This is a genomic window from Paenibacillus sp. PL91 (assembly GCF_012935325.2).
In the GTDB taxonomy this organism is placed as follows: Bacteria; Bacillota; Bacilli; order Paenibacillales; family Paenibacillaceae; genus Pristimantibacillus.
The window spans coordinates 438,123-458,624 of sequence record NZ_JABBYG020000005.1 but is presented as its reverse complement, the minus strand read 5'-3'; the positions used below and the strand labels follow the sequence as shown (position 1 = coordinate 458,624).

Here is a 20,502-nt window from a genome sequence, read left to right as displayed (position 1 = left end):
ATCTAACATGCCTCCCCTTTGCTAATAGTTTAATTAATTGGGGGCTAAGACTCCAGTTTAATTAGGGGGCCGTGGAGGAAATTCCATCCAATACCGTTTTTCGAACGAATTTGCTTGAAATAACGGGAGTTTTTCCAGTTAATCTTTCTCTAGTGTGTTTATCGGTGTGGGTAGTAGTGTTTGTGCTAGCGGTTGTGTTGGTGGTGGTGTTGGTAATTCATCGAAGAAAAGAAAAACGAGCCCTTAGTATCGCCGCTAGCGCTCGTTTGCGTTTCATCATTCATTTATTCGAATCCTTTTAACGGGTAACTTTACCTAGCTGATTCTAGCTCCTTCAAAACGTGTGGAAAATCCGCTCTGAATCTCTACGTTTTTTTCAAGAACCGTCGCAAATACTTCCACTCTATCGCGCGCTTGTAATTCTACGATACCGCCAGCGTCAATAATGCCGCTTGTCGTCACATAATCTTCTTGATCTGAAATTCTAGGTACGCCATTGACTCTAATCTCTAATTCTAGCGTGTATTGCGTCTCCGTGACGGTTTGAAAAAACACGCTTGCAAAAAGCGAGTATACGCCATCATGCTTGGGTCGAAATGTCGAGTTCGCCGAATTATATTCATTGCCCAGATCCAATTCTTCTACCTGATATTGAATTTTGGCAGTCATATCATCAAGCAGCATTTGATCAACCCCGGATACTGCTCTAAACGCGGAGCTGCGTCTAATTCTCGCCTTGCCGTCACGCTTCTTTCTCACAATTGGTTTACAAATAATCGGCTTACAGACTCGTTTTTTTCTAGTAGCAGTTTTGCTCGCGCGCTTCTTGCTGACGATCCTCTTGCAAAAGGTAGTTTTGCTGACACTCTTGCGAGTGATCCTCTTGCAGACGCGTTTTTTCGTCCCTATTCTTTTTAAAGTCATTGCCTCTCCTCCTAGTAAAATGGTTCTAGCATGTTTTATCATATGGATGGCTGCTTCTAATAGATACGATATTCGCCTTGACAATGTGAAATAGGCTCCCATAGCGCTGCTGCAAATACCTGATTGCAGATTGCCTGAAAGCCTTCATCAGCTTCATTTCAAATAACCTTTCCTGCGCAAATGCTTCTCCAGCACTTGTTTGTTTTCTAAGACGTTTGGATCGGTTGGAGCGTACGAAAGCGCAATTTCATTATGCTTATAGGCATGCTCTAATTGCCCGAGCTTGCCATAGCATTTCACGAGCTGAAGATGGGGAAACCATGTCCAGGCCATGTTATTGATGCTGCGCAAACGGTCGTTCGGCTTCTCCAGCTTGAGCGCCAATAAGTACCAGTTTACGGCTTTCGCAAAATCGCTGTTTTCCTGAAAATAGTAGGCGATCCGGCATACATAATCGGCACGCGGAACGTCGTAGTTGAACGTTTTTAACAGCGACTGCAGCTCTTGCTCTTTATGGCCAAGCTCGTGATGACAGTGAGCCATTCGATCACAAGCTAACAATTTATCTTCAAAATAACTCGTTGGATCGGCAATAATCGCTTCATAGATTTCAATTGCCTTTTCGTAGTAACCATTGGCCGTTAGCTCCATTGCATATTGCAGCAGCTGATGATTCGAGAGAGCGACTCCGTGCGCAAGCCTTCTTTCATAGATGCGCAAATTCCGATCCGACTTCGCATGCACCCGCCCATGACTCACAGCAATGTCAGAAAGAATGACTTTTCCCGAGACCGCTAACTGCTCATGCACCGGATCATGCCATTGAAATTGACGGGAACGCTTCACGAGCCTGTTTCTTTTACTAACAACTGTCGGCTGTCCAAGTGGGTCGAACGCAACGTAGTAATCCATGCAAACAGAGTCAACAGCCGGATCTAAGCTTAGTTTGAGCGCTTTGAACTTCTCTTGATCCTTCTCCTGCAGCAAATCGTCCGCATCCAGCCATAAAATATAATCGCCGGCAGCATGAAGGAATGAAAAGTTTCTAGCAGCCGAAAAGTCATCGATCCACTCAAAATGAAAAATCTGATTCGTATAGTTAGCTGCAATTTCTCTCGTGCGATCGGTAGATCCTGTATCTACGATAATGATTTCATCTACTAGCCCTTTAACAGAATTCAAGCATCTTGCTAGAACTTCCTCTTCGTTTTTGACAATCATGCACAAGCTAATCGTTATCACGGCTTTCACACCTCCATTACCTGTTCCTAGACATTATATGGCGCATGAACTTGACGTGTTTGGACAAAAGAAAAAAGTTAAACAGCCATAAGCCGCATAACTTTTCATAGAAGAGCTAAACTATTCTTTCAGCAAATTTTTCCGAAAGTCGGTAGGAGACTGCCCGCTCCATTTATGAAATTGCTTGGTGAAAAAGAGAGGATCGTTATAGCCGACGGAGGCAGCGATCTGGGCAATTGTAAGCTCTCCCTCCAGCAGCTCCTCCGCCTTCTTCATCCGCACCTTCAATAAATATTGCATGGGCGGCAAGCCTGTCGCCTCTTTGAAGAGCCTCGTTAAATGAGCGCGATGGTAGCCGAGCGTACGGGCGATGCTTTCAATGGACAGCTGCTGCCCATACTGCAACGAAAGCAGGCGAATGGCCTGATCGATTTGGCGGTAAGAGCGGGGGGGTGGAACGTCAGCCTCGGCATTTTCCGTTAGCTGCAGCCGGCCGAGCTCATGCAAAATCAGCCTCAGCCAGCCTGAGGACTCCATGTTTCCAAGCGCAGGAGCATTCGTTTTCTCCATGCTTTTGCGCATGCTTCTGAACATTTTCTGCATGACGGGCAGCGAGCAATCGCGAATGACTGCTTGGTCTGGCGTAATGCCGATCGAGCTGAGCGATGACTCTACGATCTCGCCCGAGAAAGCGACCCACATATACTGCCAAGGGTTGCTCATGCTTGCCTCGTACTTGACCAAGATGTCGGGAAAAATAACGAAAGCATCGCCAGCCTTGCACGAGTAAGACTTTCCTAGCGTTTCGAATAGGCCTTCGCCGCCCAATACAATATGAATTAAATAATAATCGTGAACAGCCGGCCCGATAAAATGGCCAGCGACCGGCTGCCCCTTCCCACTAAATAAGACTGACATTTCTCCTTTTAGAGGAGCTGCATTAATACTTAATGAAATACTATGATGCGTTTCCAACGCCACACCTCCAAACGGGACTGCTCTAGCTATCATACTAAATGATGCAACATTTCTCCATATAATGCTTCGTTCCTTCCATATTCATTTCCCTTTTTCCTCCTTATACTAGAGGAGTCAGCAATCATCCACTAGGAGGCTATTGTCTAATGTCTAAAATTACATTTATTGGCGCAGGCAGCTCTGTATTTGCCAAAAATATTCTCGGCGACGTCATGCAAACCCCAGCGCTTCAAGGTTTTGAAATCGCTTTATTCGATATTGACGCCGAACGTCTGCATGATTCCGAGCAAATGCTGCTCAATCTAAAGCAAACGAGCGGAAGCACTTGCCAAATCAAAGCTTTTTCCGACCGTAAAGAAGCGCTTCGCGGTGCTAAATATATCGTGAACGCGATCCAAGTAGGCGGCTACGATCCGTGCACCATTACCGATTTTGAAATTCCAAAAAAATACGGCCTGCGCCAAACGATCGCCGATACCGTTGGGATCGGGGGCATTTTCCGCAATTTGCGCACGATACCCGTTATGCTCGATTTTGCACGTGATATTAACGAGGTATGTCCGGACGCGCTGTTCCTGAACTACACGAATCCGATGGCTGTTCTCACAAACGTGATGAATACGTACGGCGGCGTGCGAACCGTCGGCCTATGCCACAGCGTGCAAGTATGCGTGCCGCATCTGTTCGAGCATTTGGATCTAGATCCAACAGGCGTTAAATACAAAATTGCGGGCATCAACCATATGGCATGGCTGCTTGAAGCAAGCAAGGACGGCGTCGATCTCTATCCGGAAATTAAACGCCGTGCGGCTGAGAAGCAAAAGGAACAGCATAATGATATGGTGCGCTACGAGCTGATGCTGAAATTCGGCTATTATATTACGGAATCATCCGAGCATAACGCCGAATATCATCCGTACTTCATCAAGCGCAACTACCCGGAGCTTATCGAACGGTTCAATATTCCGCTCGATGAATATCCGCGCCGCTGCGTGAACCAGATTGCGGGCTGGAAGACGATGCGCGAATCGCTAGTCAACGATCGCAATCTCGAGCATTGCCGCAGCCATGAGTATGCTTCTTACATTTTGGAAGCGATTGAAACGAACAATCCGTTCAAGATCGGCGGCAATGTGATGAATACCGGCTTGATTACAAACTTGCCGAAGGAAGCATGCGTAGAAGTGCCTTGCTTGGTCGATGCAAATGGCGTTACGCCAACCTATGTAGGCGACCTGCCTCCGCAGCTCGCTGCGCTGAACCGCACGAACATCAACACGCAGCTGCTGACCATCGAAGCTGCGATCACAGGCAAGCGCGATCATATTTATCACGCTGCCCTGCTCGATCCGCATACATCAGCTGAGCTGTCTATGGATGATATCGTATCGCTCTGCGACGAGCTCATCGATGCGCATGGCAGCTGGCTCCCTAGCTACAAATAACGAGAAAAAAAGGTGACCAGAAGCCATTTGGCTCTGGTCACCCTTTTTGTTACCTTGCGTTAACGTCCGCTTTACCCAAGAATCCATCTCGCAAGCATCGCAATATCTTCAATGTCGACTTTGCCATCGGCATTCAGATCGGATTTCTTATATTGCGACCAGTTCGGATCTGCGCTTGTTTTACCGTAAGCAGCCGCCACAATGCCAAGATCGCCGATTGTTGTCTTTTGATCGTTATTAATATCGCCTGACAAGACTGACGCTTGGAAGGCGGTCACGGCTGCGTTCAGCGTTGCGATTGCTTCGCTTACTTGCATGTCGGTTGCATTCGGGTTAACCGCAACCTCTTTTGCTTTTGCAATTGCTGCGCCTAATGCCGATTTGGCTGCAGCTGGATATTGACCAGGCTGTGTGCCTACTACCGCTCCGTTGAAGATGGCTTCCGCTGCTGCAATAGCCTCGTTCAGTGCGGTCAAGTCTACTTGCGCGCTAATTTGCACCGTATGTGCTGCACCATTTACGGCAAGCTCTTCCCCTATGCTGTTAGCGACTTCAATGCCGCTGACGGATACATCCGCGCGGACAGGCGCACCTGTTACGCTGGCGAGGAAGGTAAGCTTCAACCATTCCGTATTAGCTGCGATGCTGCTGCCTTGGCCCGCCGCAATAACGCGAACCTTGCCAGGCTCCACAACATGCTGCTCTAAAATGCCAAAGCCCTCCTTCAAGGAAACAGCCTCCGACAACGCCAGCTGGTTAGGATTGAAGCTAATCGTTAAAATTTGCGCATAAAGCGTTTGATAGTTCTCTGCTGAAATATTCGACAAGCCAACCGTTAGATCAAAGGATTGCCCTGCTTTTACGTGTGCTGGGCCAGCGATCGATGCTGACGGCTCTACAGGAGCAGTCGGTATGACTGCAGCTGCAAATGCTGCTGCTGCTTGACTCAGCGCGGCTAAGGCTGCATCTACGGCCGCTTGATCTGCAGCAGCGTTAGCTGCAACGACTTTTGCCGCTTCAATTGCTGCTCCGAAAGCATCCTTCGCAGCCTGCGGATATTGTCCCGGCTCCGTTCCTGCAGCCGCTGCGCTATGCTGTGCCTCCGCGGCTGCAACCGCAGCTTGAAGCGCTGCTTTATCTGACGCCTGCACCGGGCCAGCTGAGAAATAATCAAAATTGGCTTGAATAGAGGTTTTATCCCCAGAGGATAATCCGTAGAATCCGATTTTTAGATTGCTTAAATTGACGGCCATCGGATCAGCTGCAGCCTTCCAAGCGCCTCCATCCCAATAAAACGTGGAAACGACATTGCCAACCTTGCGGATCTGCAAGTAAGAAGTGTCAAAGCCTGGATGTTTGGCCATATTTGCCGCTTTTACATAAGCCGCATTTTTCTCGTATGCGGTCTCTAGACTTTTCCCTGTTGACCCGTCTGTATCCCATACATGGCCTAGCTTCACGTAATTGTCTTCATTTTGCCAAAGGAAGAGACCTGCCTGCTGATAGTTTTTGCTTACGGGCGCCTCCACTTTAGTCGTAATCACAAAGTCGCCGGCAGGCGCGTCCTTAAGGAATATGTTTGGCAAACTATTAGTGCCTTGGAACGTATCGCCAGCGGACGTATCTAGGCTGAGAAAGCCCGGTTTACGCGTTAATGACCATTTGCTGTTATCCGCCTTAAAAATCGACCATGCTCCATTCAGCTCCGCAGCATCAAACCCGTCTACATCCGAGCCCGTTGGAATCGGATCGTTTACGCGGGCAAAAAGCTGCTCTCGCGCGCTTTGCAGCGACTTCAATGCATTCTGGATATCCGCAGCCAGAGCGTTTGCGTTCTCGGCAACCTCCTGCGCTGCATCAAGAACAGCGTTAAAAGCATCGACGACTGGCTGGGTATACTCCCCGGCGCCTATGCCGATTTTCGCCTGACCGACCATAGCCTCCGCTTTCGCGATTTCAGCTAGCAGATCTGTTTGGGTCACTGTGCCGATAAGCTCGCGATGGGCGGCCGCAATACGGTCAAAGTCCATTTTCTCAACCTTGCGGTCGTAGGATAGCAAACCGTTAATTTCATACTCCACATCTGTAATTTGCGTATAAATGGCAGCGCTTAGGCCACCTTCCTTCAGTTGCTTCAACCTATTAATATAATTGACGTAAGTGGAAGTAAGCTGTTCCTTGCTGTCCATTAATTGATAGGAGAAAACGAGCGGACTCCATTCATGCCCAGGCACATGCAAGCCTAGACCGCCGTATTCCCCAAGCACCGCAGCTCTTGTATCGCTTGCGTTCGGCGCGCCAGGGTCAGGGTATCTGTGCATATCGAGCAGATCGCCCGCTCCGGCATCCCACCAGCCGCTCGTGCTGTTTACGAGACGCGTCGCGTCGAGTCCTTTTACATAAGTCGTAGCGTCCCTAGTCTGCTGACCGCCTTGGTCGAATTGGCCCCAGCCTTCATTAAATACAGTCCATACGATAATGGATGTCACGCTGCGCAGCTGGTCAACCATTTCCTTGTATTCTTTAAACCACTGCGTCTTCGTCGCTTGCGTAATATCTGCGCCTTTATTGCCTTGGCGATCCTCCAGGCTCGGCATATCCTGCCATACGAGCACGCCGAGCTTATCCGCCCAATAATACCAGCGGGCGGGCTCTACCTTAATATGCTTGCGGATCGTATTCATGCCAACGCGCTTGACGGCTTCAATATCGAATTTTAAAGCTTCATCCGTAGGTGCCGTATAGATGCCGTCCGGCCAGAACCCTTGATCGAGCGGTCCCATTTGGAACACAAAACTTCCATTCAAGAGCGGACGAGTAACGCCATCTACTTTGCCTAGCTTAATTTCTCTCATACCGAAGTAGCTCGTTACCTCGTCTACTGTTGTTGATCCATCCTTCAAGTAAACCTTCAAATCATAGAGGAACGGATCATCGGGCGACCATAGTCTTGCGTTAGGTACTGGAACTACAATCTCCGAGCCTACTGCGCCCGAAGCTGTTCCGACGACTTCGCCGTTTGACAGCGCCACAGCTTCAACGGTTTGACCTTGGATGCCGCTGCCCGCAACGTTCAGCTTCAATTCATCCGTATGAATATCCGTCGCCATGTCCAGCTTGTCGATATGCGCATCCGCTACCGGTTCCAGCCATACCGTCTGCCAAATGCCGGATACGGAAGTATACCAAATGCCTCCGAGCTTCTTAACGGTTTGCTTGCCGACAGCTTGGTCTGCTCCCATATCCGTTTCGTCTAGCACATGGACAATAAGCTCATTGTCGCCTGCCACCAGGTAATCGGTAATGTCAAAGCTAAAGGACGTGTAGCCGCCCTTATGGCTGCCTACCGATTGCCCATTCACATATACCGTTGCCAAATAGTCTACCGCGCCAAAATTAAGTTTTACGCGCTGTCCGTCCCAGTTTTCGGGTATGGTAAACGTGCGCTTATACCACATCAAATCCTCCACACGGTTAATGCCCGAGAGCTTCGCCTCTGCTGCGAAGGGTACAAGAATCTTTTCTTTCAGCGCAAGGCCTGCTGGAACTGCCTCATCCTTCTTAGCCGCTTGGAACTCCCACTCGCCGTTCAGATTAACCCAGTCCGCGCGCGCCAATTGCGGTCTTGGGTACTCTGGTAGCACATTTGCTTTATCCACATCGTCCGCCCATGGAGACATGATTTGATATTTCGAGCCATTCAGCAATGGCTTATCGAAGCCTGCTACTACCTCGCCCACCAGCGTCTCTAGACCGCCCTTCCCGTCATAGATGGCTTTGACATTGCCCACATCCTTGGAATAAAGCGGCTCTTGAAGCCTAACGACAACGACCTTATCGTTGCCTTCCTTCAACGCTGCAGAAACAAGAGACAAGCTTCCTGTTGCGATATTTACTTTAAAATGATTGATAAACTCCGCTGTAACCGGCTTTAATGAGGAGTCGAAGGGAAGCTCGATTTGCAGCCCATCCTCCGAAACCGTGCCGCCAGGCGCAAAGCCTTCCGGCAAATAAAAAGCCTGCGTCGGGACCGCTTCCTTCGCTACGCTTGGGCTTGCCCAGCGCATATGCACATTCGAGCCGCCATTATCCTCGAACAGCTCCAGCTTAATGCTGTATTTCTGGCCGGCAGCTAAAGCGACCGGCTGCGAGGTTTGTTCTTTATCCCAGTCCGCGACCCAGTGATCGATCGTCAGCTTATTGTCAATCCATAACCGGAAGCCATTGTCTCCAGTAATATAAAACGTATAATTCTCCGTATATTCAGGCTGGATAAATCCCGTCCATCTAATCCCGACGCGGTTTTCCTGCCCCGTGTACATTTTGATCGACGGCTCTAGATTAGAAATGTCCAGATTCGGATCGTAGCCGGTACCCTTAAAGGTATCGAAAGTATAATTGGGAGGCCCTCCGGCCGTATAATACTCGGCTTTCAGACCATGGTACGGTGCCGCTTCCCCTCCTTCTGCTGCCGCAGCTCGCGGCGCAAAGGAAATAGCAGAAGCCGCTATGCTGAATATCATCGAAAAAGTGATAAGCATACTTATTGCTTTGCCTCGCTTCAACATGTATGGAACCTCCAATAATTCATATTAAATGGGTCGGGGGAAGTGATGTGTCTTCCCCCATGGTTCATTTAGCCGATTATTAAACGAGCAAGCATCGCAAGATCCTCAATATCTACTTTTCCGTCTTGATTTAGATCTGTCTTCTTAAACTGTGCCCAATCCGGATCTGCGCTCGTTTTGCCATAAGCCGCAGCTACAATGGCAAGATCGCCTATTGAAACCTTGTCATCCTGGTTAACGTCGCCGGAAGGCGCTCGAGCGGTTATTTGCAGGCTGTGCTTAGCATCGCTTAGCGCAAGCTCAGCTCCATCGCCGTTTGCAAGTCTCGCATTCGTCAACGTGACGCTGGTTGACTCCGCCGAATCTAATGCAGCGGCTTGGAAGGTCAGCTTCAGCCAGTCCGCGTTCGGCGTAAAGCCCACTCCCTGCGCAAAAGCGAGAATGCGGATTTTGCCCGGTTCAACCTCTTTTGCCTCAAGCACATTCAGCCCTTCCCTGAGCGAGGAAGCACCTTTGAAAGAAAGCTTGCTCGGATCATAGGATACCGTCATATCCTGCGCATAAACGCTCTGATATACGCTGGCGGTGACACTGGCAGCGCCAACAGAAAGCTCGATGTTTTGTCCGCTCGCTACGCTTGCAGCACCTGTCAACGTTGCTTTCGGCTCCTCCTCCGGCCCAGCGGCTGCGCCGTTTACTGCCGCCAAAGCAATATAATCCAGCTCATAGAAGCCGGGACTTGCTCCAGAGCCGCGCATAAATTTGATGGAGTTGACTCCCTCCTCAAGCTCAACGTTAACGCTGGTAGCCATAAATCTGCCCCAGTTAATCGTTCCGGAAAGCTGTACAGTCTGCTCCACGCTGTCATTTATGATCATTTTTGCGGTCGCAGGCTGGTAGTTATTCGTGTTTTGAGCGTACCAAATGAACATTTTGTAGACTCCTGCCTTTGGAACCTCAACCTGATTAAAATGAACATAGCTGTCCTCATAATCGATACCGCCAACATAGCCGCCTTCGGAAGCGTGGATGTTATTGCTGCGAGCGCTTGCCTTGAACAGCTCAGCCTTCTCAGCCTCATACTTAGCCGGTTGAACGTCTAGATCGCCCGTCACCTCAGGGAAATAGGTAACCCGCAAATTTTCCGCTCCGAACGGTACAAGCGTAATCTCCTCTGTAGGCTCTTCGGAATAAACAGGACCGACAGGCGGCTCCGCTGCCGACACGCCATTAGGCGCTTTGCCCCATGACGGGATTCGTTTCCCCTTCGCGATGAGCTTAATCGGGGTCGTCTCCTGTACAAATGGATTTTCCGGCATATCGGTCATAATAACCTCAATGGAATCGGCAGGGTTGTCACGATCAATCAATAAACCATAATTCCATGGTGATTCAGCATTGATGTTATACTGCTTGAAGCCTGGCTCCCTCACTTGAGGTGCCGGATTCGATTGCTCCACCCAGTTTTCTTCGATTTTGAGCGAGAAGACGAGCGGTCCGCGTTCAATGCCGATGGAGTTGTTTACCCATGTCGACGTTTTGATTTCCATCGGCACGGTCAGTACAACCGTATCCCCCTTCTTCCATTCCCGGTCAATGGAGAAATACTCCCCCGATATCACCGCATCTTGCGGCTGTCCGTTCACCATAATCGTTGCATTTTCCGTCCAATCGGGAATACGCAGCTTAAGCGGGAACTTAACGCTTTCAGACGCTTCTTCGATCGTGAACCGGATTTGGTCCTCGAACGGATAGTTTGTCGTTTCCTTCACTGTGACGTTGGCGCCTTTGATTTTCGCCGAGACGCGGCTAGGCCCGTAGGCAATGACGCCAAGCCCTCCATCAGCCGTGCCCGCCCACATATCCTTCACGAAATAAGGCCAGCCCAAATGCATATTGAAGCGGCAGCAAGGAAACCCCGAATAAGGCGACTGTACGGTGCCGGTATCATAATTTTGCTTAAAGCCATGATCGGTCAGGCTGCTCTGCACTTGATTGGGCAGCGAATAATATTGATGCGTCTTGATGTCCTTGCTCATCGCACCGGGTAGTGAGTTGAACGTAAGCTTCTCAAGCGCATCGCCGATCGTCGGATCGCCGGTTATCATCGCCGTGACGGCGTCGCTATGAATCCGTTCAACGATGGCACAAAGCTCAACCCCTTGCGTCGATGCAAGCCCAGCCAGCATTTCGGTACCGGAATTGATGCCGGTAATTTGGTTATGGGATTGATTGAGATGCGCCACGCCTGCCTGGTAGGCATCTTTGTCCGCTTCATTTTTCGATAATTGATAATAAATAGCAGGTGTCTTGATCGATTGGTTAACGTTGACCGTATGCTGCGTATAGAAGTTGCCGGCATTGCTCTTAGCGGCTGTCAAAAAGTTATCGTTCGCAAAAACATCAGTCGTATCTGTGCCTTGCTCATGCAGCTTTTCTGCCAATTGAAGCAGGAAGCTGTCGCCTGTTCGGTTATAGAGCCACAGGACTACGTTTAAGTTGTCGCCGCTGCGAATTTGTCCCCAATCAAATAGAGGACGCTTATCCAAGTTGTTTAACTGATAGTGAAAATAGTGGGTTAGGAACGGAATGACCCTCTCATCGTTAGTCGCCTCGTAATAATCCTTCAGCACATAAATAGCAACCATGCGCGGCCACCAATCATTATCGCTGGCTGGACCGAAGTTGCCATCATCCTGCTGGCTAGTCAGCATCCAATTGACCCATTTTTGCGACTTGGCGATCAGATCCGGGTCGTCTAGCGTGTAGGCAAGCGCTACTAAGCCCTTCACATAATAAACGGGGCGTTCCCAGTTCGATTCAGGCGCTGTCCCGCCAAGCCATTCGGAATTGGTGTTAAGCTCGCCGTACAAATCCTCCGCATAGCCGGTTGCTCCATCCTTCATAAGCTCAAGCTGCTTAAGCAGCCAGCCCTCAGCCTTCACGGAGCCTAGTGGAAGCGGTACGAACGGCGTTTGCAGAAGCGGAGCTTTATTTCCTACCGGTTCTTTGAATGACTCCGCTGGCACGTAATAATCGCTCGCAATAAAATGGTCAAATAGAGGCTGTGTTTCATCAGCCCAAATCCCCACGCCTCCCGCAGTGAATTTCTGCGCGCTATCGTCGCTGTAATCCAGCACCGGATTATGCATATCATCCAGATAAATCTTAATGCCAGAGCCATAAGTGACGACTTTCAGCTGATAAAACTTGTTAGGGGCAACAATGTCCAAAGCTTTGACCGCCTTCAGTTCGGTCCATTCCTCGTTTAAGCGGCGGAGAACGAGGTTCCCATCGCCTTGCAGACCTGCATAGTAGCCTTGAACCAGCTTTCCTGCTTCGCTGGGCTGGCTCCGAAACAGGAGTCCTGCTGAGCCGTCCGCTTGCGTCAGCTTCAAATCAGTTTCTACCGTAAAATCATTAAACGAGGTTTCTTTCACAAGCAGTGTTTGATTAGCGCCTTTGTTAACCGTAATCCCTCCCGTTTGCAGCCTCCATTCGCCTTGAATCGTTTGCCAGTTCGGCAAAGCCATCTCCTGCGGGGGAGCATCAAAATTGTCCGTGAATACATCTATTTGCTGCTGATCAGTTACTTGAATATTGTCGTATGTCGGCAGCGACTGGTAGAGCCTTACGCCCACCTGGCCCTTTGTATATGTCGTATCCGTCTGCTCTAATACGAGATTGCCATTCACATAAAGCTTGATTTGCGACCCTTCAGCCGTAGCTTTAAAACGATATACCGTGCTTGGATCAACCGCAATCTTCACGCGCTTCAGCTCGGTCCATTTGTTTTCCATGCGTCCCAGAAACACGCTGCCCGTTCCTTGCGCGGAAATTCCTGCATAATAGCCTTGTACATTATCGGCGCCAGGCGCTGCACTAACTGTACGGATCAACAAGCCAGCGTCGCCGTTTCGATTAGCAAAGCTAATGTCTGCTTCGATGCTTCCATCCTGTACCTCTGTCTGTTTGACGAGCGCCTTTGAGCCGCTGCCGCTCTCTGCTGTCATTTTGCCGTTAGCAGTCGCCCAGCTGCCATCGATTACATTCCAATTTTCATTAATAACCGACCTGTTGAAATGATCCTCGAAAAAACCTGGCTCCTCTTCAGCCGCTGCCTCTATGTGGACAGCTGGCAGAAAACTGCTTATGTACAGTGCGAATATAAGCAGCATCACTATGCTAGACTTCAGCTTTGCGCTGAACCTCATCTTGCTTCACTCCCTCTAACATTGGTCAAAATAATGAATAAGTATGTTGAGCTTGATGTTATTTTTCATAGATACCGTTATTCTCCGTGCTCACCTCCCTTCCGTCAGCTGATCCAGCTTCAGCTCAAATTCCATAGGATCTACCATATGAAAGGTACCCCGCAGCGTGCCATCCTTATCGATAATGAAGGTCGTTGGCAGCGCATGCAGCTCGTATAAATAGGAAGCACGTTTATTGGCATCCAGCAAATTGGTAAAGCTCCATCCGTTTTGCTCAATGAATGCCGAAATATGGTCCGCTTGCTTCTCCTCGGATGATAGGTTGACGCCATAAAACTCGACTTTATCCCGATACGCTTCATGCAGCTTCTTGAGCGTTGGCGCCTCCACGGTGCATGCTTCGCACCAGCTCGCCCAAAACTGCAAGACGATCGGTTTATCGCTCTTTTCTCCGATCGTATAGGTTTTACCGTCCAGCGCTTTTAGCGTAAAGGCAGGTGCTTTCACACCCGATGATGTTTTGCGATGCAATGCCGCCTCTTGATCTGCGCTTAACACGCTCTCCAGCGCAGAAGCGTTCAGTTTCTTCCCTTCCTCGCCGTTCGTATGATCCGAATTCACAATTAAAGCGACGCCAAAAGCGGTTGCAAGCAAAAATCCAGCTATAATCCAAAACATGCTCTTCATTCTATCTACTCCTCGCGCACAGATGTTTAACTATGGCTGCTAGTCTTTAAGATCGATCATGGCAAGCAGCAGAGTTACCGCTTCCGCCCGTGTGGCGTTCGCGCTTGGCACAAATTGATTAGCGCCTCTTCCCTTGAGGATGCCCGCTTCCGCAGCCATTGCGATAGAAGGATCAGCCCAAGCTGGAATTTGGTCACGGTCGGCAAACGATGATTTTTTGGAAGGATCAACCTGCCATTTAAGCGCCCTCGCTACCATTACAGCAATCTCGCTCCGTTTGATAGGGGTGCTTGCACGGAATGTCTGATCCTCATAGCCAGTTATGATGCCAGCGTCCACTGCCGCGCCTACGAACTCGGTTGCCCAGCTTGGAATGCTTGCGGCGTCCTTAAACGATAATTTCGCGCCTGCTGTCGTCTGCAAATCAAGCGCACGAACGAGCATAGCTGCAAACTCGGCACGAGATACCTGCGCGTTCGGCCGGAACGTTCCGTCGGTGTAACCGTTAATGAAGCCAAGCTCAACGGCCCGTTCAATCGACGCAATTGCCCAATGTCCCGCAATGTCTTTGAAGAACACCGGCGATTTGCCAAGCTCTGCCGCTATCTTGGCGTTCGGCTTTAAGGTGACCGACTCAAGGGCGCTGTTAACGAGCTTCACATCCGTGAGCTTCACTTCTGCCTTCCCTTTGCCAATAGCCTCAAACAGCAAGCTGGACAATACAATCTTTCCGCTTTCTCCCGCTTTTTTGCCTATTTTGGTTGTAGCGTATACGATTTGCGCGCCTTCCACCATTGGCGTAATGGAGAAGCCTGTTATGCCGCTGCTGGCGCTCTTGAAACGAAGCTTCTTTGCATCAAATGCTACCTTCACTTCGTAAGCGTACATATCTTTTAATTTATCTCCTGTAATGGAAATCTTGATTTGTTTATCCGACATATCCTGTGTGAGCGTGAAAACAGGCGTTTCAGCCGCAAACACGAAGCTCGGCAATGCCATGGCTACCAGCAGAACAATAAAGCCCATCATCGTAAAACGCTTACAATTTTTCATAGAAATCGTCCCTTCCACATTCATAGAGTTGTTAATGAGAGGATCATCGCAGCTAATAGGCTGCATTTTACGGCATGACGATACATTTTGTAGCAACACAGGCCTGCCAATTCATCCGCTGTACATTAGCACCTTCTTTTCAGAACAGGTCTAGCTTTCCTCCCAATTAGCTTTATTGTACAAAGATGATTTCGGAAAGTATTTGCAATATCAGGTTAAAAGTTGTGAATTTCCGCCGTTCCGCAATGGCTGCGGTCATTAGCTGAAGGGGGAAATGGGTTTTTATTACAATAAAGCCGCTTTCCCTAATAGCGGAAAGCGGCCAATTGTCTTCATATATGTTCAAGCATACTTCGCCCAGCGGCTTTCGCCCGGCAATGGACAGGCTCGGTCTTTGTATTTGGCGGCAATCCGCACGAAGCAGCCGCAGATAACGCATGTTGTGCCGTATTGAAACTTCGGGCAGCCGCTGCATTGCTGCAAGCGCTGCTCGTACACATCATCGGGTACGCTGATGTCCGATTGAAACATCGGCGCCGCCAAAATACGATCGATCTGCTCGTCCGTCACACGATACTCGTCCCGGCAGCCTTTGCACTGATTTTTGCTGCTCATAATAAGCGGTTCCTTATTCCGAAATCAGTTCAAGAACGGTAACCGACATTGGCGCTAGCTTCGCGCTGATGGTTGCGCCATCTACCGTAAAGGCTTGATAAGCGGTCGGCGCAACAGCTTCAGGCTGCTCAAACGTATTATGAGCATCCTTGATTGCCGCGGTAAGCTCAGTCCCCGACACCTTAAGCGCTGCGCCTGCTAAGCCGCGAAGATCAATTTCAACGTCAGCGCCGGACTGATTGTCCAGATTGCACAAGCTGATATGAATGCGGCCTTCCGCATCCTTGGACGCTGAAACGGATACTTGCGGAATCTTCTGATCGTTATGGGCGTAATCCTGACTGTCAATCGATGTCGTTAGCAGCGTTGCATCCTGATGCACCTTGTACATATCAAATACATGATACGTTGGCGTCAGAATCATTTTCTCGCCCTCGGTCAAAATAACCGATTGCAGCACGTTGATGACCTGCGCGATGTTAGCCATTTGCACCCGGTCGCAATGGTCGTGGAAAATGTTCAGCGTAACGCCCGCCACAAGCGCATCGCGAATCGTGTTCTGCTGGTAGAGGAAGCCTGGGTTCGTACCCGGCTCTACATCGAACCAAGTTCCCCACTCGTCAACGATTAGACCAACCCGTTTGCTCGGGTCATACTTGTCCATAATCGTTGAATGGCGCTCGATCAGCTCATCCATCCATAGCGCTTTCTTCAGCGTGGAGTACCATTCATCCTCGGAGAAGCCCGTTGCCGCGCCTTTTTGCGTCCAAAATTCACCCGGAATCGTGTAATAATGCAAGGAAATCGAATCCATCATGCGATGCGCTTCACGCATCAGAACTTCCATCCAGTGATAATCGTCAACGTTTGGTCCGCATGCGATTTTGTGGATCTTGTTCTCGCCGTAGTTGCGGACGAAGGTTTGGTATCTTCTATAGAGATCAGCGTAATACTCGGGACGCATGTTGCCGCCGCAGCCCCAGTTCTCATTGCCTACGCCAAAATATTTAACGTTCCACGGCTTCTTTCTGCCGTTTTCTTGGCGCAGTTCCGCCATCGGCGACACGCCGTCAAACGTCATGTATTCCACCCATTCAGACATTTCCTGAACGGTGCCGCTTCCCACGTTACCCGAAATGTAAGGCTCGCACTCCAGCATTTCACACAGCATCAAAAACTCATGGGTGCCAAAATGGTTGTTTTCAACGACGCCGCCCCAGTGCGTATTAATCATCCGCTTGCGGGATTCGCGCGGTCCGATGCCGTCCTTCCAATGGTATTCATCGGCAAAGCAGCCGCCCGGCCAGCGCAGCACTGGAATTTTTAGCTGCTTGAGCGCGGCTACAACATCATTGCGGATACCGTTCGTGTTCGGGATTGGGGAATCCTCGCCCACCCAAATGCCTTCATAAATACAACGACCCAAATGCTCGGAAAAATGCCCATAAATATTGCGGTTAATTGTACCTGCTGCCAAATCGGCATTAATGGTTACGCGGTTTGCCAAATTATTCGCCCTCGCTTCGGTATGATTAGAATAAATAACGTATTACAACAATTGAATTAATGTATCTATTGATCCATAAACATAAACATTAATCCTATACAAAGCATAATGGCAGCGGATTCATTTTGCAACCCTAAAATAAATAAAAAAGAAAGCTTCCAGCCATTCCGGCTGAAAGCTTCCTTCTCTCACTCTATTTACTCGTATCGTGCAATTGCTATCTACTCGTTATCGACTGGCAGCCACCGTAAAAAATGCTGGATATGCGTGTCCCAATAGCCCCACTCGTGACTGCCTGGACCTTCTACGTACGTCAAAGGAAAATCTGCCTGCTTGCAGGCATCGCGGAATGCGAGATTATCATGGTATAAGAAATCCTCCGTGCCGCAGCACTGATATAATGCCGGCTTCGGCAAATTCGAAGAAGACAGCTCTGCAACAAGATGCAATAAATCCTCATTGGTGCCTTTTATCTCTTTATCTCCATAAATAAGGTTGAATAACGGCTTCATATGATCCGGTTGCTTGATATGGGTTGCCATATCGAGTGCGCCTGACAAGCTGCCCGCAGCTGCGATCCGATCAGGATGTCTAAGCGCCCATTTGAAGGCGCCGTAGCCGCCCATCGACAAGCCTGCAACATAATTGTCCTCGCGTGCGTCTGATAAAGGGAAGAACGATCTGGCGATAGCCGGAAGCTCTTCCGTTAGAAAAGTCCAATATTTATTGCCGTACTCCATATCGGTATAAAAGCTCTGATGCACATTCGGCATGACCACGGCGAGCCCAAGCTCAGCTACATAGCGCTCGATTGACGTTCTTCTTGACCAAATCGTATCGTCGTCGGATAAGCCGTGCAATAAGTATAAGGTTTTGTGCAGCTTCTTGCTGCTGCGGTTATTCATCCCGATTTGCGAGGAAGTTTGCTGCGGCAAAATAACGGTCATAGACGTGCTTAAGCCCAGCGCTTCCGAGAAAAAGTTGCAGGTAATATAAGCCAATCGATATTCCTCCCAAATATGTAGTAGCGAAGCTGGACTATTTTCACCCAGCATTCTCTTTAGAACCTAATCACTATGTAATGTAGCATCAAAAAGAAGCGCTTGCAATGATAGCTTGCAGCAGCGTTTATTTCATATAATAGGTGTCACAAGGTTAGTTAGTGAACTTTTTTTCAGTGCTTATATGATTTGAAATAGAACGGTATAATAGAATCCGATTGAAGGTAAATTTAAATCGATTGCGGAGGATGATAAAAAATGAAATTGATGCCATTAGCTCGTCGCGGAATATCAGACAGTCGACTTGTGCTAGGCTGCATGGGGCTCGGCGGAAGCTGGGACCTAGCAGACCCGATTACATCCCATCATATCTCTCAAGCGGAGGCTGCAGTTGAGGCAGCTTTGTCAATCGGCATTACGATGTATGACCATGCGGACATTTATACAAGAGGAAAAGCGGAATCCGTATTTGGACAAGTGCTCAAGCAGCAGCCGAGGCTGCGCGAACAAATGGTTATCCAATCCAAAGTAGGCATTCAATTGGCGGATGGCGTACTGCCAGGACGATTCAATTTCTCAAAGGAGCATATTTTGGGTTCGGTAGACGGAATCTTAGAGCGGCTTGGCATAGAGTACTTGGATGTTCTGCTGCTTCACCGTCCAGATCCGCTCATGGAACCTGACGAAATCGCTGAAGCCTTCACGAAGCTGAAACTCGCTGGCAAGGTACGCAACTTTGGCGTCTCTAATATGAGCCCTGGCCAAATCCGTTTCTTGCAGCGTGAATTGCCAGACCCAATAGTTGTGAATCAGCTTGAGATGAGCCTGCTGCGTCATGACTGGGTCGATCATGGCGTTCATGTCAACCAAAAAGCCGGACTAAATGATAGTTTTCCTGAAGGGCATATGGAGTTTATGCAAATGGAAAATATTCAAATTCAAGCGTGGGGTCCCCTCGCACAAGGCAGATTTTCCGGCAGACCGTCTGACAATGCGAAAGAAGCGGAATTGCAAACAGCCGCTCTCGTTAAGCAGCTGGCGGATGAGAACGATACAACGCCGGAAGCAATCGTCCTAGGTTGGCTGATGAAGCATCCTGCTCGCATTCAACCCGTTATCGGCACCGTGAATCCAGAGCGTATTCTAGCTTGTAAAGATGCTGAAAAACAAGCGGAATTGATGACAAGAGAGCAATGGTACACCCTTCTTGTAAGCGCTAGAGGCGTAAATATGCCTTAAGTCGCATAATTTGCCTTTTTTCATTAATATTTTTTCATTTATTTCTCATAATTGCTCATAATCCCTATTCTTACCGCCTTTTCGTTCTCATGAGCGAAAATTGCCGTTTTGTAAATGTGTTATAGTCATTACACACATAATACGAAAACGCGGAGGGACTACCTGACAGCATGAGAAAATCAAAATTTATGAAATCAATTGCAAAAGCAGGCATATGCAGCGCGATCGTCATGTCGGCAATCACATTCGGATCATTTGCGCAAAAAGCGCAGGCTGCAACACCTGAAACGATCGATCTTGTTTCTGAAGGCAAAGCATACATTGGAACTCCATATAAATTCGGTGCACCTGCTGGCGTTACATACGCTTTTGACTGCTCTTCGTTCACGCAATTCCTATTCAAAGGGCTAGACGTTTCCCTTCCACGGACTTCCACTGCCCAAGCAACGATTGGCGAGAAGGTTCCAAAAGGCTCCCTAAGCATGGGCGATCTTGTTTTTTTCAAAACAAACGGCAAGTCGATTAGCCATGTTGCTATTTACGCTGGCAACAATAAAATCATTCACAGCTCCTCGAGCCAGGGCGTTACGGTATCTAGTCTAAATTTAAGCTATTGGTCCAAGAGCTACGTGACGGCGAGACGTGTATTAAGTTAGTTGTCCATCAGAGTGCTATAGAATGGAGTTGTGATCGCTTAACGCGATTTGCAGCTCCTTCTTTCGTTATATCGTATGCTGCTAAAGCTGCTGATTTCGATGCTATGCCTCTCTTTAAGCTTCCTGCATGCCGCTGCCCATTTATTAGCGGTGTTATTCCTACAATCTACTTAACCATATAGATGACATATGAATCATTAAATATCCGTCTTCTATACCATTTCATACTTTGCTCGGAAAAGTGAAGCGGCCTCCCCCAAAGTGAAGCTCAGGGAAAGACCGCAGCATATCGGGGGCATAACCAAGTTATTGGTTATGCCCCCTTCTTTCTCTTTAATTTTCTAAAATCGCGATCTCGCCCGCACTCAGCGCT

General features: G+C 48.9%; 13 protein-coding genes. 3 read left to right on the top strand and 10 right to left on the bottom strand.

Annotated features, from left to right (window positions below; genetic code table 11):
• Window positions 1-315 precede the first annotated feature (315 nt).
• The 3 genes from HI950_RS15275 to HI950_RS15265 all read right to left on the bottom strand — a co-directional run bounded on the left by HI950_RS15275 (window position 316) and on the right by HI950_RS15265 (window position 3,141).
• Entirely contained in the window at window positions 316-924 is a 609-nt protein-coding gene (locus HI950_RS15275) for a hypothetical protein (RefSeq protein ID WP_169084790.1), read from the bottom strand.
• Window positions 925-1,077: 153 nt separating this feature from the next.
• The gene (locus tag HI950_RS15270; protein WP_169084792.1) at window positions 1,078-2,166 is read right to left on the bottom strand and encodes a glycosyltransferase; all 1,089 of its coding nucleotides are present in this window, start codon (window positions 2,164-2,166) and stop codon (window positions 1,078-1,080) included.
• Between the two features lie 120 nt (window positions 2,167-2,286).
• Window positions 2,287-3,141 (bottom strand): AraC family transcriptional regulator, encoded by an 855-nt coding sequence (locus HI950_RS15265; protein WP_223285291.1) that lies wholly within the window; start codon window positions 3,139-3,141, stop codon window positions 2,287-2,289.
• Between the two features lie 149 nt (window positions 3,142-3,290).
• Here HI950_RS15265 and melA point away from each other — a divergent pair, with 149 nt between their 5' ends.
• Window positions 3,291-4,589: an alpha-glucosidase/alpha-galactosidase gene (melA, locus tag HI950_RS15260; RefSeq protein WP_169084796.1), complete on the top strand. Its 1,299-nt coding sequence runs from the start codon at window positions 3,291-3,293 to the stop codon at window positions 4,587-4,589.
• 71 nt (window positions 4,590-4,660) lie between these two features.
• On the opposite strand, the gene HI950_RS15255 is transcribed toward melA, so the two are convergent.
• The 7 genes from HI950_RS15255 to HI950_RS15225 form a co-directional block, all read right to left on the bottom strand.
• On the bottom strand, window positions 4,661-9,157 hold the full coding sequence (locus tag HI950_RS15255) for a PA14 domain-containing protein (RefSeq protein ID WP_169084798.1): 4,497 nt from the start codon (window positions 9,155-9,157) through the stop codon (window positions 4,661-4,663).
• A gap of 68 nt (window positions 9,158-9,225) precedes the next feature.
• Window positions 9,226-13,371 carry a beta-L-arabinofuranosidase domain-containing protein gene (locus HI950_RS15250; RefSeq protein WP_169084800.1) on the bottom strand — a complete coding sequence of 1,382 codons (4,146 nt, stop codon included), beginning with the start codon at window positions 13,369-13,371 and terminating at the stop codon, window positions 9,226-9,228.
• 90 nt (window positions 13,372-13,461) lie between these two features.
• The gene (locus HI950_RS15245) at window positions 13,462-14,058 is read right to left on the bottom strand and encodes a TlpA family protein disulfide reductase (protein ID WP_169084802.1); all 597 of its coding nucleotides are present in this window, start codon (window positions 14,056-14,058) and stop codon (window positions 13,462-13,464) included.
• Between the two features lie 39 nt (window positions 14,059-14,097).
• A complete protein-coding gene (locus tag HI950_RS15240) occupies window positions 14,098-15,111 on the bottom strand; it encodes an S-layer homology domain-containing protein (protein ID WP_169084804.1) in 1,014 nt (337 codons plus the stop codon).
• Window positions 15,112-15,453: 342 nt separating this feature from the next.
• Entirely contained in the window at window positions 15,454-15,726 is a 273-nt protein-coding gene (locus HI950_RS15235; RefSeq protein ID WP_169084806.1) for a DUF6171 family protein, read from the bottom strand.
• Between the two features lie 13 nt (window positions 15,727-15,739).
• Window positions 15,740-17,233: an alpha-N-arabinofuranosidase gene (locus HI950_RS15230; RefSeq protein ID WP_169084808.1), complete on the bottom strand. Its 1,494-nt coding sequence runs from the start codon at window positions 17,231-17,233 to the stop codon at window positions 15,740-15,742.
• 221 nt (window positions 17,234-17,454) lie between these two features.
• Window positions 17,455-18,234, bottom strand: a complete 780-nt coding sequence (locus HI950_RS15225) for an alpha/beta hydrolase (protein WP_169084810.1) — start codon at window positions 18,232-18,234, stop codon at window positions 17,455-17,457.
• Between the two features lie 258 nt (window positions 18,235-18,492).
• On the opposite strand from HI950_RS15225, the gene HI950_RS15220 reads away from it, so the two are divergent.
• The gene (locus HI950_RS15220; RefSeq protein WP_169084812.1) at window positions 18,493-19,473 is read left to right on the top strand and encodes an aldo/keto reductase; all 981 of its coding nucleotides are present in this window, start codon (window positions 18,493-18,495) and stop codon (window positions 19,471-19,473) included.
• Between the two features lie 170 nt (window positions 19,474-19,643).
• Window positions 19,644-20,129 carry a C40 family peptidase gene (locus HI950_RS15215; protein ID WP_169084813.1) on the top strand — a complete coding sequence of 162 codons (486 nt, stop codon included), beginning with the start codon at window positions 19,644-19,646 and terminating at the stop codon, window positions 20,127-20,129.
• The last annotated feature ends 373 nt before the right edge of the window (window positions 20,130-20,502 follow it).